Source organism: Corynebacterium sp. SCR221107, from assembly GCF_027886475.1.
GTDB lineage: Bacteria > Actinomycetota > Actinomycetes > Mycobacteriales > Mycobacteriaceae > Corynebacterium.
Genome location: NZ_CP115670.1, coordinates 311,678 through 326,219, shown reverse-complemented (window position 1 = coordinate 326,219; position 14,542 = coordinate 311,678). Strand labels below are relative to the sequence as shown.

The 14,542-nt window shown below is 59.9% G+C and carries 14 protein-coding genes and 1 tRNA gene; 4 read left to right on the top strand and 11 right to left on the bottom strand.

Features of this window, described 5'->3' with window-relative positions:
- Positions 1 to 31: 31 nt before the first annotated feature.
- Positions 32 to 1,045 carry an ACR3 family arsenite efflux transporter gene (arsB, locus tag PAB09_RS01590; RefSeq protein WP_271035233.1) on the bottom strand — a complete coding sequence of 338 codons (1,014 nt, stop codon included), beginning with the start codon at positions 1,043 to 1,045 and terminating at the stop codon, positions 32 to 34.
- A gap of 199 nt (positions 1,046 to 1,244) precedes the next feature.
- Here arsB and PAB09_RS01585 point away from each other — a divergent pair, with 199 nt between their 5' ends.
- A complete protein-coding gene (locus PAB09_RS01585) occupies positions 1,245 to 1,610 on the top strand; it encodes an ArsR/SmtB family transcription factor (RefSeq protein WP_271034359.1) in 366 nt (121 codons plus the stop codon).
- On the opposite strand, the gene PAB09_RS01580 is transcribed toward PAB09_RS01585, so the two are convergent.
- From PAB09_RS01580 to PAB09_RS01545, 8 genes are all read right to left on the bottom strand, one after another.
- Complete coding sequence (locus PAB09_RS01580; RefSeq protein ID WP_271034358.1) at positions 1,607 to 2,800, bottom strand: MFS transporter; 1,194 nt, start codon at positions 2,798 to 2,800, stop codon at positions 1,607 to 1,609. The genes PAB09_RS01585 and PAB09_RS01580 overlap by 4 nt on opposite strands.
- Before the next feature lie 245 nt (positions 2,801 to 3,045).
- On the bottom strand, positions 3,046 to 3,330 hold the full coding sequence (locus tag PAB09_RS01575; protein ID WP_271034357.1) for a hypothetical protein: 285 nt from the start codon (positions 3,328 to 3,330) through the stop codon (positions 3,046 to 3,048).
- Between the two features lie 225 nt (positions 3,331 to 3,555).
- Positions 3,556 to 3,732: a hypothetical protein gene (locus PAB09_RS01570; protein WP_271034356.1), complete on the bottom strand. Its 177-nt coding sequence runs from the start codon at positions 3,730 to 3,732 to the stop codon at positions 3,556 to 3,558.
- 18 nt (positions 3,733 to 3,750) lie between these two features.
- Complete coding sequence (locus PAB09_RS01565; protein WP_271034355.1) at positions 3,751 to 3,966, bottom strand: hypothetical protein; 216 nt, start codon at positions 3,964 to 3,966, stop codon at positions 3,751 to 3,753.
- A 72-nt stretch (positions 3,967 to 4,038) separates the two neighbouring features.
- Complete coding sequence (locus PAB09_RS01560; RefSeq protein WP_271034354.1) at positions 4,039 to 4,383, bottom strand: hypothetical protein; 345 nt, start codon at positions 4,381 to 4,383, stop codon at positions 4,039 to 4,041.
- Complete coding sequence (locus PAB09_RS01555) at positions 4,376 to 5,173, bottom strand: hypothetical protein (protein ID WP_271034353.1); 798 nt, start codon at positions 5,171 to 5,173, stop codon at positions 4,376 to 4,378. Before PAB09_RS01555 ends, PAB09_RS01560 begins: the two co-directional genes overlap by 8 nt.
- 858 nt (positions 5,174 to 6,031) lie before the next feature.
- A tRNA-Thr gene (locus tag PAB09_RS01550) sits at positions 6,032 to 6,104 on the bottom strand.
- 95 nt (positions 6,105 to 6,199) lie between these two features.
- A complete protein-coding gene (locus PAB09_RS01545) occupies positions 6,200 to 7,372 on the bottom strand; it encodes a DNA polymerase III subunit delta' (RefSeq protein ID WP_271035232.1) in 1,173 nt (390 codons plus the stop codon).
- A gap of 200 nt (positions 7,373 to 7,572) precedes the next feature.
- Between PAB09_RS01545 and PAB09_RS01540 the strand changes: the two genes are divergently transcribed.
- Together PAB09_RS01540 and PAB09_RS01535 are read left to right on the top strand one after the other, a co-directional pair.
- Positions 7,573 to 9,099, top strand: a complete 1,527-nt coding sequence (locus PAB09_RS01540) for an adenylate/guanylate cyclase domain-containing protein (RefSeq protein ID WP_271034352.1) — start codon at positions 7,573 to 7,575, stop codon at positions 9,097 to 9,099.
- Between the two features lie 168 nt (positions 9,100 to 9,267).
- On the top strand, positions 9,268 to 11,238 hold the full coding sequence (locus tag PAB09_RS01535; RefSeq protein ID WP_271034351.1) for an OPT family oligopeptide transporter: 1,971 nt from the start codon (positions 9,268 to 9,270) through the stop codon (positions 11,236 to 11,238).
- A gap of 54 nt (positions 11,239 to 11,292) precedes the next feature.
- Here the strand turns inward: PAB09_RS01535 and PAB09_RS01530 are convergent, their stop codons facing one another.
- Together PAB09_RS01530 and PAB09_RS01525 are read right to left on the bottom strand one after the other, a co-directional pair.
- Complete coding sequence (locus tag PAB09_RS01530; RefSeq protein WP_271034350.1) at positions 11,293 to 11,910, bottom strand: PadR family transcriptional regulator; 618 nt, start codon at positions 11,908 to 11,910, stop codon at positions 11,293 to 11,295.
- 65 nt (positions 11,911 to 11,975) lie between these two features.
- Positions 11,976 to 13,307 carry an amidase family protein gene (locus tag PAB09_RS01525; protein ID WP_271034349.1) on the bottom strand — a complete coding sequence of 444 codons (1,332 nt, stop codon included), beginning with the start codon at positions 13,305 to 13,307 and terminating at the stop codon, positions 11,976 to 11,978.
- Between the two features lie 175 nt (positions 13,308 to 13,482).
- On the opposite strand from PAB09_RS01525, the gene PAB09_RS01520 reads away from it, so the two are divergent.
- On the top strand, positions 13,483 to 14,487 hold the full coding sequence (locus PAB09_RS01520) for an HNH endonuclease signature motif containing protein (protein WP_271034348.1): 1,005 nt from the start codon (positions 13,483 to 13,485) through the stop codon (positions 14,485 to 14,487).
- The last annotated feature ends 55 nt before the right edge of the window (positions 14,488 to 14,542 follow it).

The following is a 14,542-nucleotide window of genomic DNA, read 5'->3' as shown; positions in this document are numbered from 1 at the left end:
CCACAGTAGGAAAGCGGGGACAAGCTTAAGACTAATTGGTTGCCTCGATGCGTGTGGCAAATGCGACCTTGCGCAGATAGCGGGCGACATAGACCAATCCAAGCAGCACCGGCACCTCGATGAGCGGGCCGACGGTGCCGGCCAGCGCTTGCAGCGAGTGGGTGCCGAAAGTACCCACGCACACCGCGATGGCCAGCTCGAAGTTGTTGCCCGCTGCGGTAAAGGCAAGCGCCGAGGTGCGCTCGTAGTTCATCCCCAGCGCGCGGGCTGCAAAGAAGGTGCCCAGGAACATGATGACGAAGTAGCACAGAAGCGGTGCGGCCACCCGGGCCACGGTGCCCGGCTCCGCGATGAAGCGCTCGCCCTGCAGGCTAAACAAGATGGTGATGGTAAACAGCAGGCCCCACAGCGCCAGCGGGGAGATCTTCGGCAAGAAGACCTGCTCGTACCAGTCACGCCCGCGAGTGCGCTCGATCCCCTTTCGGCTCACGATCGCAAGCAGCAGCGGCACCCCCAAAAACACCAGCACCGAGCCGGTGATCTGCGCCAGCGAAAAGTTCACGCTGGTGGTATCTAGCCCCAGCCAGCCGGGGAGGACCTGCAGGTAGAACCAGCCCATGAGGCTGAACATGAGGATCTGGAAGATGGAGTTGATCGCAACCAGGACCACGGTGAGCTCACGATCCGAGCAAGCCAGATCCGTGCACACCACCACCATCGCGATGCAGCGCGCCAGCCCGACGATGATCACGCCCGTGCGCAGCTCCGGCGCATCGGGCAAGAACGCCCAGGCCAGAGCGAACATCACGGCCGGGCCGAGCACCCAGTTGGCCACCACGGACACCACCAACGCCTTGGCGTCAAAGGCCCGGTTGAGCGCGCGATCGTAGCGCACCTTCGCCAGCGGCGGGTACATCATGACCAGCAGGCCGATGGCGATGGGGATGGAAACGCCCAGCACCTCCGCGCCACCAAGCGCATCGCCTAACCCTGGCACCCAGGCGCCAAGTGCTAACCCCAGGGCCATCGCCAGCAGGATCCACATGGGAAGGAATCGATCGAGGAAGCTGAGTTTGGGTTCCACTTTTCCTTGCTTTCCGCCACCAACGGTAGCGCACGCCTGACAATATTGACGGTTCCCAAGCTAACAGAATATCGATATTTGTCAATATATGACCCGGGGTGGGCACCCACCTCTGCAGCATTGACTTTCAATCGAGGTGGTCGCCTACTATCAATAGACAATGACCGAGCAACACTTCCCCACCACGATCCCCATTCAAGCCGTCGGCGAACCCGCAACCGAATGCTGCATGGGCACCCACATCCTCACCCCAGAGGAGGCGCAGCGTTTTTCCACACAGCTGAAGGCGCTCGCCGACCCCACCCGGCTGTTACTTATTTCGCACATCGCCGACCGCCGCTGCGAACCGTTGACAGTCACTCAGCTCACGGCACTAAGCGGGCTGACCCAATCGACGGTCTCCCATCACCTCAAAAAGCTCACCGATGCGGGGCTTATCCGCAAGCAGCGCCAAGGGTTGGAGGTCCTGCACTATATTGAGGAAGATCAGTTCCGGACCCTTTGCAGCCTGCTCAATCTTCGTTAGAGTTTTCTCGCCGTAAAGATGGTGACCACCAGGCTCACCGCGGCAACCGCGACGCCGAAGCCCAGCATCTGCGGGTAGCTAAACCAGTCCGACAGCATGGTCAACGCCGCTGGGAACAACATTCCCACATAACTGAGGCAATAGAAGATGCCCGTCAGTCCGGCCATATCCTCCGGGGAGGCAATTTCCTGGGTTTCCGCCAGGCCCACATAGGAGCACAGGCCGTAGGTAAGCCCCAAGAAAACCGCGCACACGAAGGTAAACCACACGCGCGGATGGGCGACATCGATCGTCGCTAAGCCCATGCCCACCACCGCAACGCTCATGGCCACAATCGGCCCGCGCACCTTGGAATCGCCAGCGATCTGCGGACCCACCTGCTGGATAAGAAAGCCCGAGCCCAGAGTCGTCAACGCGATCAGCGCGGTCAGTGCAATGGGATAGGTCATCAGGTGCCGGATTTGCGCCGGCAGGATCGCATAGGACGTAAAGCCCGCGCCGAACACCCACGGCGCCATCGGCCCGATCACCAGCATGAAACGCGGCTTGCGTAACGACGGGATCGACATATCCTTCCTAAACCCACCCTTTTCGTGCAGGTGGGTCGAGTGCCGCGTCTCCGGCAGGCGCGCCATCAGCGGAAGCACCGCAATAGACAGCACGATGTGCACGATGTAGGCAAGCTGACCCGGCAGCGGCACAAACTGCGCCAGCAAGCCGGAGCACGCAGGCCCCAAAGCAAAGCCTGCGGTCAGCGACATCGACGCCCGCTTTGCCCCCGACGTGGGCACCGCCTTCGGGTCAAACTTGAAAGAGCTCAACTCCTTGATCCAAGCCCCTCCGGCGGTCATCGCCACGCCGACGGCAATGCCCGATAAGGTGCGCCCGACGGTCATCCACCACTCATTTTCCTCGCCGACGGCAATGCATAAGGAGGCGATGGCGGCCAGGATGGGCACCGGCATCATCACGGGCTTGCGCCCATAACGGTCGGACAATGGGCCCGCCACCAACAAACCCACCGCCACACCAAAGGCGTAGGCGGCCAACATGAGGTCGATAAACAGCGGCGTAAAAACGCCCTGAATCCGATAAAACACGAGCATGGGGGTGTATTGATTCCCTCCCCACGCCACAGTAAAAACGGCGAGCGCAATGCCCACCCAAGCCGGTATCCCATTTCGTGTCATGAATCACATAGTAGCGTGACGCACATCGCAAAATTCACAATTCGTCGAAAACCCGCAGCCCCCGCCTTGTCAGACCACCCCCGCAAAACTAACAAATCCCCCGGCAGGCATGAGGTTTTACCACCCCCGCAAATTACCTCCTATCCTTATCGCTGCATCCAAAATACGCAAGGCACCCGAAAAACGGCCCTTGCGCCGGAGCATGGAGGGGCACATTCTCATTTCACGATGGTGAGGCCTTAGATTCAGCGGGAAGTGGGACGCCCGTTGGCGTCCATCAGCCCCTCGACCGAGGACTTGGTGGACATGCTGGCGCGACGCGCAGCTGCACGTAACTTCGCCAGGGTGCGAGTGTTGCCGATCAAAGCGGTGGGGGCGCCATCGAGGGCGCTAAGCAGCTCGTCGAGATCATCAAGGATCTTATGAGCCGAGTCCGTCGTGTTCAGAGCAGACCAGTCCTTACCACCGGTAAGCTCCGTGGTCGTAGCCGTCAACGCCTTATCCAGGCCATCGAAGCCGGAAGTCTCCACTGCGGTATCACCGTTGATGACCGCGTCGACGAACTTCGCGTTCGAAGACTTGATGGTCTAAGGCATCGGGAAAATCACCTCGTTGGAGGCCGTAGGACCAATTTTTGCAAGCACGCGGTCAACTTGGAAGGAACCGCCCAGCGGAACCAGATTGACGTAGTGCTGCGTGGTCTCCGCCTGACCCGGAACGTACTCGGTGTTCAGGGCGCGGAATGCAGCACCACGCTACTTGGAGACACGACGGTAGCCGTAGGTCAACGTCGCTCCACCACCAGCCGGGTTCACGGCGGTGTCGAAGACCATAAGGTCCAAAAGTGCCGAGCCCTCGCGGAACTCGTCGATGATCGCGGGAGCATAATCCGCGAGAGTATTGAGCTTTGCCTGCTCAAGAGTGATAGCCATAGGTTATCTCCCCTTTCATTACTTGTTCGCTTCGTAGTGGGCAGCGATCGCGCTACCCAGATCACTGAACTTCGGCTTCGCGTCGGCAGTCTTCCCCTGGGTGGGATCGACCGGTGCGGGACTCTGCACTGTAGGGGTGGCTTCCAATGTGGAAGGAGGTGCTGGGGTCGGTGCTGGGACGAGATGTGGGGTGCCGGCCTCGATGAAGCGAAGCCATGGCTTGGTGTTGTGCATGTTATTTCCTCTCGAAAATTGGCATGAAAAAACCACCAGCACGATGGTTCGTGTGGTGGTTCTTGGTGTTTGTTATGCTGCCGCGGTTTCAGCTTTTCGCGCCCCTCGCGGCTTGTAGATTCTTTCCACTGGGTCAGAAAGCGTTGGGGTGCGCAAACACGCATACGGTAATTGCTGAAAAGCGGAGAAGATGGCAGCAGTCAACTCTTCCTGAGTTTCATCTACTGCTACCCATGTTTCCAATTCATCCTCGTCGAGCTTGATGTCGTAACCAATTTCGATGTACTGGCCTTGGAACGTGGTCTTAACTACTGCCGTAGGAGCTTTGGGAATCTCAACTATTACGCCAGCAGACTTCAACGCCTCTACGGCCTCGCCAAATGGCGCGTCAGTCATGACGAAGTCCTCGTTACTCATTGGATACCCACACCTCCTTTTCCGCGGCCATGACCATGATTCTGTTCACCTCAGTATAGCGTTCCAGTGCCTTGCGAGAATACGCTTCGATTTCTGCGACAGAGAGATTCGCACGAATAGTGTCAATAACGACTTGGCTGCTTTGCGACTTCGCTTTTCTAACAATGCCGGCGATGGTATTTTTCGTTCCCCCTTTCGGCGCTTTCACCTCTGTTAGAACACCGTCTAGATAGATGTCAGGATTTGCTACTCCTTCCTCGTCACTATCGCGTCGCAGATGGACCGCATGCCCGTTCTTGGCCAGCTGCACAAAGCTTGCCCACTCGTGAATTGCTTTCTTGGATATTCCTGCGTCTGCGGTGATCCGGGAGCGCCAATCTCCATCGCCCTCATCGACTAGCTTGAATACCTCCGGCGGAATCAGAGGCGGACCACCAGTCCCACTATCCGTGAGTCTTGCTTGCTTCGCAGCTATCGCTGAAAGCTTCGCTTGTCTTACTCGTAGCTGTGCTGCTTTGACCTCCGCATCACGTAGGAAGAAGTCAAACTTGCCCGACAAGTCTGGGGAAGCGTCCGTGAGGTACCCATTGCCGTGCAGCAACACCAAAGCCTCATCCGAGGTCGAAGATCGACGATAAATCTCATCTATACTCAGCCGTGGCACGGACGTTCGCATGTACCGGCCGGTGGGGTTCTTCTCCCAGGTCGCACGGTACTGCTGCAGGAGATAATCTGACGCCCACCCGCGCTTCGTCGTTCCCTCACTGGTAAACACACCCCGTGCGTCCATGCCTCTGCGGGAGTTGACTACTTAGTTGATGTCCGCACCGTCTCTGATTGCTTGAGCACCAGAGCGGGAGAAGATCTGATTCTGCTGCTTTTTCCGAAAGCGAATCGAAATAATCCTTCACATCGAGAATCCAGCCATCCTGAACGAGCTGTTTCTCACGGCGGTCGTAGTCCGTGACGGGGATCGCATCACAGTCACACCCTGCGTGGCAGATGGAATCTCATCTGCTCCCCACAGGTCTATCCTGGGGTTACCCGCGCATTGTGGCAGTCAGGCTGGGCGAAGGGCATGGGCAGGAGTCAATATTCGACTCGATGAAAAGGTTGGTGAGCTAACAAAAGTTAGTACAACCAAGCACATTAACGCAGTCCACTTCTTTGAAGATTATGGCCACGGGTTCCTGTGCCATGCCCTCGTGAAGGGATCCTCCGTTCCAGAATAAGCCATCATTTATGGAACCAAAGCGCATGAGCCACCCGAGAGAGATCTCGAACCTACAGGCCTCAAACCGATCCCGCCCTAGTGCATTACCAACAATCCGCTGAGATCAATAACGTCCCCAATGCCATTACTACAAAACGACGAAAGCAAGTCGGCGGATGGATCCGCTACCCGCTTAGCGGAATTTACAAACACCCCGTCAGTTTTCTTCACACCAAAAACGAGAGATCCAAAATCTCCTAGGAAAACCAAACGCATGAAAACATACGGTCAAAGCCAAAAAATACGGGGAACTTACACATATTTTGTCGTATAGCACCCGGGTTGTGCTCATTTTGTGTTCACTCAACATTCGACACGGGCAGACAAAAACACCCCTCAAACCCGAACTTGCAGGTAGAGGGGTGTTTTTAATTGAGCCGCCTGCGAGAATCGAACTCGCGACCTTTTCATTACGAGTGAAATGCTCTACCGACTGAGCTAAGGCGGCGCCGTGCTTTGGCACTGTTTCGGAATTTTACAGCACGAGGTGAGGTAGTTCCAAAATGGGTGCCGGTGGACGTCGGCAAGCAAGAAAACGTCACGCTAGGACAACCGCGAGGCTAAACGAATCTTGCCGACCATTGCGTCGAGGGCGGTTTCCGGGCGCACATTCGTAGCGATCGCGGTGCGGCACGCCATCACCGCATCGATGCACTGGGCAAGCCCGGGCACGCCGACCTTCGCCAGGTCACCGGCAAGCGGTGCCATGTCGGGATGGATGGGATCGACCTGCGCGCCGGTGGCGATCATGAGCGCGTCGCGGTAAAGCCCGGCGAAATCCACCAGCGACATATCCAGCGCGTCACGGATGGCGCGGGTTTTTCGCTTTTTCTGCAGCTCCTCAAGGACCTTGATCTCTTTGGAATACTCCCGCTGCATCTTGACCACGCCCCGGCCTTTTGCGCCGACGCCGAGACTTTGCCGCAGCTTTTCCAGCTCCTTCTCATTTTCTTCGGCATGATCGGCCTCAGCGGCCTTCGTCACCGACTTCACAATGTCCGTGACCGCACGAAATGCCTGGTCACCGTGATACATCAGTTCCGCCAGGTGCAAGATGGCAAAGCGGCGCTTTTGAGCTTCCGGATCCGTTGCCAGCCGACGAGCCCTGCCAATGTGGCTTCCGGTGGCAGCGGCGGCAAGCAAGGCATCTTCCTGGCTGATCTGTCCGTCGCGGGTAAGGATCCTAGCAACATCTTCTACGCTAGGCGGGGGAACATGCAGGTGGCGGGCACGCGAGACCAAAGTGGGCAACATGTCATCGGGATCCGTCGAGGGCGCGCAGAGAATGATAACGGTCTGCGACGGTGGCTCTTCAAAGGTCTTGAGCATGGTGTTGCCAGCTTCAGCGGTGAGGCGATCGGCATTGTCTAATATCACCACCCGCCACCGCGCAGTAGTTGGATTCGAATAGCTTTCTTTAACAATCGTGTTGTTGACCCATTCTTTTCCAATGCTGAGCTCCCTGGGGTCCAAGAACACGAGGTCACCATGCGTACGCGCCTTCACCGCCACGCATTGCGGGCAACGTCCGCAGCCAACAATGCTGGGGTGTTCGCATTCGAGGGCGGCGGCGAAGGCGAGGGCGGCCACCGAGCGCCCGGAGCCCGGCGGGCCGGTAAAAAGCCAGGCGTGGGTCATCGCCGGACCGGGCTCGCCCGTGCGCGCAGCTTGGGCCGCCGCCCGCAACGGTGCCGCCACCGCCGGACTGACGCCCATTTGAGTAAAGACGTCATCGTGCTCGGCCGCGGTGGTTGTAGCTGAGGGTGCGCTTGGGTTCACGGGTTTAACACTAGACGAGGACCGCGACATGTTGGCGATGGCCATACGAGACCGTTCGAATGGGTAGGCACCCCGTGCTGACAGTTGTTCAGAGGTACCCGCCGCGTAGCTGACGCCGGCAGGTTAAAGTAATGGGCATGGATAGAGTGTGGCGCGCCCTCAAGTGGCTGTCGGGAACCTCGTGGCCGCTATACGCCACGACGGTGCTGGGGTCTAATGTTTCCGCAGCCATCGCCATCATGCTCTTTCTTCGGTTCTTGGTTCCACTGCCCGGTTTCAAGGACTTTTCTTCCCTCGATGGCTCGCTCGGGCTCATCGGGTTAATTTATTTGTTCCTTGCCATCTTGTTCGGCGCGATCGTCACGTTTTTCCTCTTCCGTCCGGTGCTGGATTGGCAGCGCCACCCCGAGCGCCACGATCCGAACATGGTGCGCAATTTGGTGATGCGCATCCCCTTCTACCAAGCGGCGTTGTGCGCGTTGGTGTGGGCGATTGGCATTATCATCGTCGGCGTGACGGCGCTGCAGACCTCAGGCAGAATGGCCTTGGTCGTCGTGGTTGCTACCTCCTTGGCCGGTGGCGTGGTCGTGTTGCTGACCTACCTGGAGGCCGAACGCTTGGTGCGCCCGGTTGCCGCCACGGCGTTGGCGCGCCGTTTTGAGGATGCGACCTTGGAGCCGCCGATTACGCAGCGGTTGCGCATGACGTGGCTGTTGACCTCTGGTTTGCCGATCGTCGGCGTCTTGCTGATGATCGTCGGCCAGGAGGCGGGGTTTTTTACTGACAACCCCAATGACATCATCCCGGGTATCACCGCCTTGTGCGGTGCGGCACTGATCACCGGTTTCCTTGGCACCACCTTGGTGGTGATGAGCGTGGTCGACCCGATCCTGGAGCTTCAGCGGGCGATCAACAAGGTTCGTCGCGGCGATTCCGACGTACAGGTAGACATCTACGACGGCTCCGAGATCGGCGTGCTGCAGGCTGGCTTCAACGAGATGATGCGCGGGCTTAAGGAACGCCAGCGGGTGCGCGATATCTTCGGCCGTTATGTGGGCACCGAGGTCGCCCGCCGCGCGCTGGAGGAGCGCCCGGAGCTCGGCGGTGAGGACCGCGAGGTCGCCGTCATCTTCGTCGATGTGATCGGCTCGACTACCTTCGCCGTCAACCATGACCCGGAGGAGGTCGTCGCCGAGCTCAATCGTTTCTTCGAGCACGTCGTCGAGGTGGTTCACCGTAACAAGGGCATCATCAATAAGTTCCAGGGCGATGCGGCGCTTGCCGTGTTCGGCGCCCCCATTACGCTTTCCGACGCCACCGGCCACGCCCTAACCGCCGCCCGCGAGCTGCGTCAGGAGCTCAAGGACTTGCGTTTGCAGGCAGGCATCGGCGTTGCGGCCGGGCATGTCGTTGCGGGTCATATCGGTGGTCACGACCGCTTCGAGTACACCGTCATCGGCGACGCCGTCAACACTGCGGCCCGCTTGACAGAGCTAGCCAAGGACACCCCGGGCCGAGTGCTCACCAATGCCTCCACCTTGGCCAAGGCCAATGAGGCGGAGCAGAAGCGCTGGACGCTGATGAAGTCGGTGGAATTGCGCGGGCGCAAGATGATGACGCAGCTGGCGCGTCCGGTGCGCCCGACGCTGGCCGACCGTTCCTAAAATTGTGGTTTTACTCGCACTGTTACCCCGATTACTTCCGAAAATCGGAATGGGTCGCGGGGTCGTAGTTGGTTCCTGCGGCTTGATCGTTCTAGGCTGAGTGGGTTATGCGTCCTGTCAACTAATTTATTCGACAGGTTTCGCCCCACACACTGGAAAGGAACTTCCGTGGCCACACAGACCACGCAGTCCGCCGGGAATGGCTATAAGGAGCTTACTCTCCGCGCCGTCATCATCGGTGGACTCATCACGCTTGTGTTCACTGCGGCAAATGTCTACTTGGGCCTCAAGGTGGGCCTGACCTTTGCCACCTCTATCCCCGCGGCTGTCATCTCGATGGCGATCCTGCGCAAGTTCGCCGGACACACCATCGTCGAAAACAACATCGTCCAGACGATCGCCTCGGCCGCCGGCACCCTCTCCGCCATCATCTTCGTCCTGCCGGGCCTGGTCATGGTCGGCTGGTGGAGTGGGTTCCCCTATTGGACCACCGCGGCTGTGTGCGCCATCGGCGGCATCTTGGGCGTCATGTACTCCATCCCACTGCGCCGTGCCCTGGTGACTGGCTCCGACCTGCCCTACCCCGAGGGCGTGGCCGCCGCCGAGGTCTTGAAGATCGGCGACACCGAATCCGATGAGGCTGCCGAAAACGCGGAGGAAAACCGCCGTGGCCTGCACGTGATCATCGCCGGCGGCCTTGCTTCGGCGGGCATGTCGCTGTTGACCGCGATGAAGGCTACCGCCGGCGAGCTCTCGGCCGTCTTCCGCTTCGGCCCCGGCGGCACGATGGTCGGCTCCAGCCTGTCGCTGGCGCTGATCGGCGTGGGTCACCTGGTCGGCGTGAGCGTCGGCATCGCCATGATCGTGGGCCTGGTCATCTCCTTCTTCATCCTGCTGCCGGTGTTTAGCTCCGGCTCCCTCGGCACCGGCGAGCTGGCCGACGTCGTCTCCACCACCTTCTCCTCCGAGGTCCGCTTCGTCGGCGCCGGCACGATGGCCGTGGCCGCCGTGTGGACCCTGCTGAAGATCATCGGCCCCATCGTCAAGGGCATCAAGGATTCCCTGGCTTCGTCCCGCGCCCGCCAGTCGGGCGAGGAGGTCCCGATCACCGAGCGCGACATCCCCTTCAACGTGGTCATCGGCGTCATCTTGGCCTCGATGCTTCCGGTCGGCGCGCTTTTGTACCTGTTCATCCACACCTCCGAGATCGCGCACCACACCACGATATTGGTGATCTTGTCCATCGTCTTCGTGCTGCTCATCGGGCTTATCGTGGCCTCTGTCTGCGGCTACATGGCCGGCCTGATCGGTGCCTCCAACTCCCCGATCTCGGGCGTGGGCATCATCGTCGTTCTGGCTTCCGCCTTGCTGATCAAGGTGGTCACCGGCAATGAGTCCGACACCAACGCCCCGGCGCTGGTGGCCTACACCCTGTTTACTTCGGCCGTGGTCTTCGGCATCGCGACGATCTCGAACGACAACCTCCAGGATCTCAAGACTGGTCAGCTGGTAGGTGCGACCCCGTGGAAGCAGCAGGTGGCTTTGGTCATCGGCGTCGTCTTCGGCTCCATCATCATTCCGCCGGTGCTCCAGCTCATGCTCGACGGCTTCGGCTTCGTCGGCATGGAGGGCGCGGGCGAGAACGCGCTGGCCGCACCGCAGGCGGCATTGCTGTCCTCGGTGGCCAACGGCATCTTCGGCAACTCCCTCGACTGGTCGCGCATCGGTCTGGGAGCGCTGATTGGCGTGGGCATCATCATCATTGACGAGGTCCTGAAGAAGACCACCCGTTCCTCCCTGCCGCCTCTGGCCGTGGGCATGGGCATGTACCTGCCGATCTCGCTGACCTTGATGATCCCGATCGGCGCCTTCATCGGCATGTTCTATGATCGCTGGGCTGACAAGCAGTCCAAGCCCGAGACCTCCAAGCGCATGGGCATCCTGCTGGCCACCGGCCTGATCGTCGGCGAGTCCCTATTCGGCGTGGTCAACGCCGCCATCATCGGTGCCTCCGGCTCCGAGGCGCCGCTGGCCTTGTTCGATTTCGGCACGTTCGCCGAGTGGCTGGGCGTCATCGTCTTTGTCGGCATCATCTTTGGCCTCTACCGCTGGGTCAGGGGCTTAAGCGTCAAGCTCTAACCGTAAAAACGCACTCAACGCCACAGGGATTTGTCCCCGTGGCGTTGTTTTTTTCTACAGCTTGCGGATGCGTTCGATGGCTTCCTCGACGATGGCGGCCGCCTTGTCTTGATCTTCTTCAGCAACATCCATGAGCACCTGGCGCAGGCCGCCGAGTGCCTCCATGAGCTGTGGATTGCCGAACCCGCGCCGCCCGTCGCGCGGATGGAAGCTAGCTTGCTGCCGGTAGGCTTCAAAAAAGTCCTTCCATTGCTCTTTGTGCTTGCCGACGAACACCTGTCCGTCTTCGGTGATCGTGGCCAGTTTGCGTCCGGCTTGCTTTTCGACGGTGATGAGCCCCTCGTCCTCCAGCAGGGACAGCGTCGGGTAAATCGCACCCGGGCTGGGCTTCCAATTCCCCTCGGTGCGCTCGGTGATGGTGGTCATGAGCTGATATCCGTGCATCGGTTCCTCGGCGAGCAGCAGCAGCACGGCGGTGCGCAGGTCACCGCGGCCGGCCCTGCCCCCGCGCCCCTTGCCGCGGCCGTGGCCAAAGTGCTCGCGAAAGTCCTCCGGGCTAAATCCGGGAATGGGGCGCCCACCGCGTGGGCCGCGTGGGCCGCGCATTCGGAATTCGCCGAAGCCTGGGCGGCCGAAGTCAAAGTCTTCTGGGGTCGACATTGGGTTGAACATGTCGCTTCCTTCCTTAGGATTGCGTAACTGAATACGCTAACGATATATCGCAATATATCGTTACGTCAACCCTTTGTGATATCACGCGCCGCCCGCATGATCAACGACTCCCCATCGATTGGGCCCACCACCTGCACTGACAACGGCAGCCCCGCAGAATCCTTCCCCACCGGAACTGCCACCGCCGGATGACCAGTCACATTCCACAGCACCGTGTGCGCCACCGATCCAGCCGACTTGAGCATGGCTCCCACAGCCGTCACCCCTTGAAAGTCCTCTACCCTGCCCGGTCTCGAGGCAGTCGTTGGCGTGAGCAGCACATCGCAGTCGTCGAAAAGCGCCTGCGTGAGGTGCGCGAGGTGCTCGCTGTGACTTTGGGCCCACGCCCGCAGCCAAAACGGAGTCAGCCGTGACAAACGCGACAAGGTCCTGCTGCGCTTATCGAGCGCTGCCGGATTCTCGATCAGCGTGGTTTCCTCTTTGATGGAGGCGAAAAACAGCGCTAAGAAAGGCCACGTTGGATCAGGAATCCGCTTCGCGAGTGGGCGAACATCATAACCCTGGCGGGCCAATTCCTGCGCCGCCTTACGCACCGAGCGCTGATTGTCGGCACAGGTCCGTACGGTCGGCGACGCCGATTTCGTGGTCCACCGAACCCGCAGTGGCCCCGTGTGCTCCAACGCGCGCACCAGGTGTGCGCTCCCATCGGCGATGACGTCATAGACCAGTGCGGCATCCTCCGCGGTTGTAGTCAGCGCGCCCGGTGTGCCCAGGGTCAGCCACAGATTACGATATGGCTTCGTCGGCACCTTTCCACGCTGGGGTTTTAAACCGACCAGCCCGCAGTGCGCCGAGGGGATCCTGATCGAGCCACCACCGTCGCCACCGAGTCCAAAGGGAACGATCCCGGACGCCACCGCCGCCGCGGTACCGCCCGACGACCCACCAGGGGTGCGCGCAAGATCATGAGGATTGCGGGTCGCCCCGGCATGATCGGAAAAAGTCTGTGGCCACGCCCCGAACTCGGGCATTCTGGTCTTCGCCACCGGGATGGCACCTGCCGCTCGCAGCCTTGCGACGATCTCGCTGTCGGCCTTCTTGATGCGGACGTTGGCGTGGGTGCCAAAGGTCGTGGGGTACCCCGCGACGTCGATCTCGTCCTTGACGACAAACGGCACGCCATGCAGCGGCCCACGCTGATCCGCAGGCAAGGCATCGAGCTCCCGCGCCTGCTGCCTGGCCTCATCAGCCATAACCACGCTAAAGGCGTTCAACACCGGATTTTCGGCTTCAATGCGTTCTATAACCGCCTCTACCGTCTCACAAGCCGAGGTACGTTCCACCCGAGCGCGCCAGGTATGGATATCATTCGCCGAGCTTTTGTGTGCCTGAGTCATAAAACTAACCTAGACCGTTTCAGGCACAACGGGTGACGAACCCGGAAAAATTCTCGAACTGTAATTACAGGAAAAAAGTTATCCACAGGTTGAAAACCGCAGGTCGCCCGAGTTATCCACAGGCACGCAACACCAATGCTTGCACGCCCGTGCCCTTGCTTCTTTACTGGTGGGCATGAACCCCGTCGACCAGCTTGCAGCAGTACTTTCCAACCCGCTCGCCCTCATCCAGGACGCCGCCGGGTGCACAATTGCTGCGCTTGTCGAACGCGGACTACCCGAAAACACAGCCACCGACCTGAAAACCCTCGCCACGGTGTACTACGGCACCACCTCCTACACCAGGATGCAAGCCACCTGCCGGGAAACCATAGACTCCCTCGGGCTTACCCTCGCCCACCTGGAAATCATCGAAACCTGCACCCGCAAAGTCACAGGCGAAAAAACCACATGGCAACTACGCCGCGACCTCATCAACCTCGGCAACCTGCCCACCGGACAGTTCGCCACCCGCGCACGCGCAATCACCAACGACTACGCAACCCCACCGGCAAGGTTGGTCAAAGGCGTGAGCATCAACCGCAACCGCAACAACCTCTGGCAACTGAAAATCAACGGCGAACCAGCCGATATCGACACACTTTACGAAACACTCAAAGACCTGCCCGACCCAGCCAAAAACTTCCCCCACGCCGGCACCATCACCAAAACACTTCGCCCCATCGTGGCCATCCCCCTAGACAAACTCACCACCGTCCTGGATGCCACAGGAGACGAAACCACCTTCACCTGCTCCGATGGGGTCACACGCACCAGCACCGAAATCGTTGCCTCCATCCTTGATGACCAGTGGGGGTTCGGGCTTATCCACCCCGTCGACGGACCCGTCGACCTCGTGCGCTCCTCCAGGTTTGCCAACGCCAAGCAACGCGACCTAGCCACCCTCGAATCCTTAAGCTGTGCCCACCCGGACTGCAATAAACCAGCCGATGAGTGCCAGGTCCACCATATCCATGCGTGGAATCGGGGCGGGACCACCGCAAGTAAAAACCTCACCATGCTATGCGCCTTCCACAACGGAAGAAACGACGATGACCCCAGCACACCCAAACACGGGCGCATCCAACGCACCAACGGCCACCCCACCTGGACCTACCCACCCTGGCACCCCAAAGCCTAAACAAACACCACAGGCCCCCACCAGGGGGCCTGCGAAGCATGCCTAAAACCCAAAG

Excerpts from the sequence above, each read along its gene's own strand:
- arsB (WP_271035233.1), bottom strand. The coding sequence starts at position 1,045 with ATGTGGATCCTGCTGGCGATGGCCCTGGGGTTAGCACTTGGCGCCTGG.
- PAB09_RS01585 (WP_271034359.1), top strand. The coding sequence starts at position 1,245 with ATGACCGAGCAACACTTCCCCACCACGATCCCCATTCAAGCCGTCGGC.
- PAB09_RS01580 (WP_271034358.1), bottom strand. The coding sequence starts at position 2,800 with ATGACACGAAATGGGATACCGGCTTGGGTGGGCATTGCGCTCGCCGTT.
- PAB09_RS01570 (WP_271034356.1), bottom strand. The coding sequence starts at position 3,732 with ATGGCTATCACTCTTGAGCAGGCAAAGCTCAATACTCTCGCGGATTAT.
- PAB09_RS01565 (WP_271034355.1), bottom strand. The coding sequence starts at position 3,966 with ATGCACAACACCAAGCCATGGCTTCGCTTCATCGAGGCCGGCACCCCA.
- PAB09_RS01560 (WP_271034354.1), bottom strand. The coding sequence starts at position 4,383 with ATGAGTAACGAGGACTTCGTCATGACTGACGCGCCATTTGGCGAGGCC.
- PAB09_RS01555 (WP_271034353.1), bottom strand. The coding sequence starts at position 5,173 with ATGGACGCACGGGGTGTGTTTACCAGTGAGGGAACGACGAAGCGCGGG.
- PAB09_RS01545 (WP_271035232.1), bottom strand. The coding sequence starts at position 7,372 with ATGGGCGTCAGTCCGGCGGTGGCGGCACCGTTGCGGGCGGCGGCCCAA.
- PAB09_RS01540 (WP_271034352.1), top strand. The coding sequence starts at position 7,573 with ATGGATAGAGTGTGGCGCGCCCTCAAGTGGCTGTCGGGAACCTCGTGG.
- PAB09_RS01530 (WP_271034350.1), bottom strand. The coding sequence starts at position 11,910 with ATGTTCAACCCAATGTCGACCCCAGAAGACTTTGACTTCGGCCGCCCA.
- PAB09_RS01525 (WP_271034349.1), bottom strand. The coding sequence starts at position 13,307 with ATGACTCAGGCACACAAAAGCTCGGCGAATGATATCCATACCTGGCGC.
- PAB09_RS01520 (WP_271034348.1), top strand. The coding sequence starts at position 13,483 with ATGAACCCCGTCGACCAGCTTGCAGCAGTACTTTCCAACCCGCTCGCC.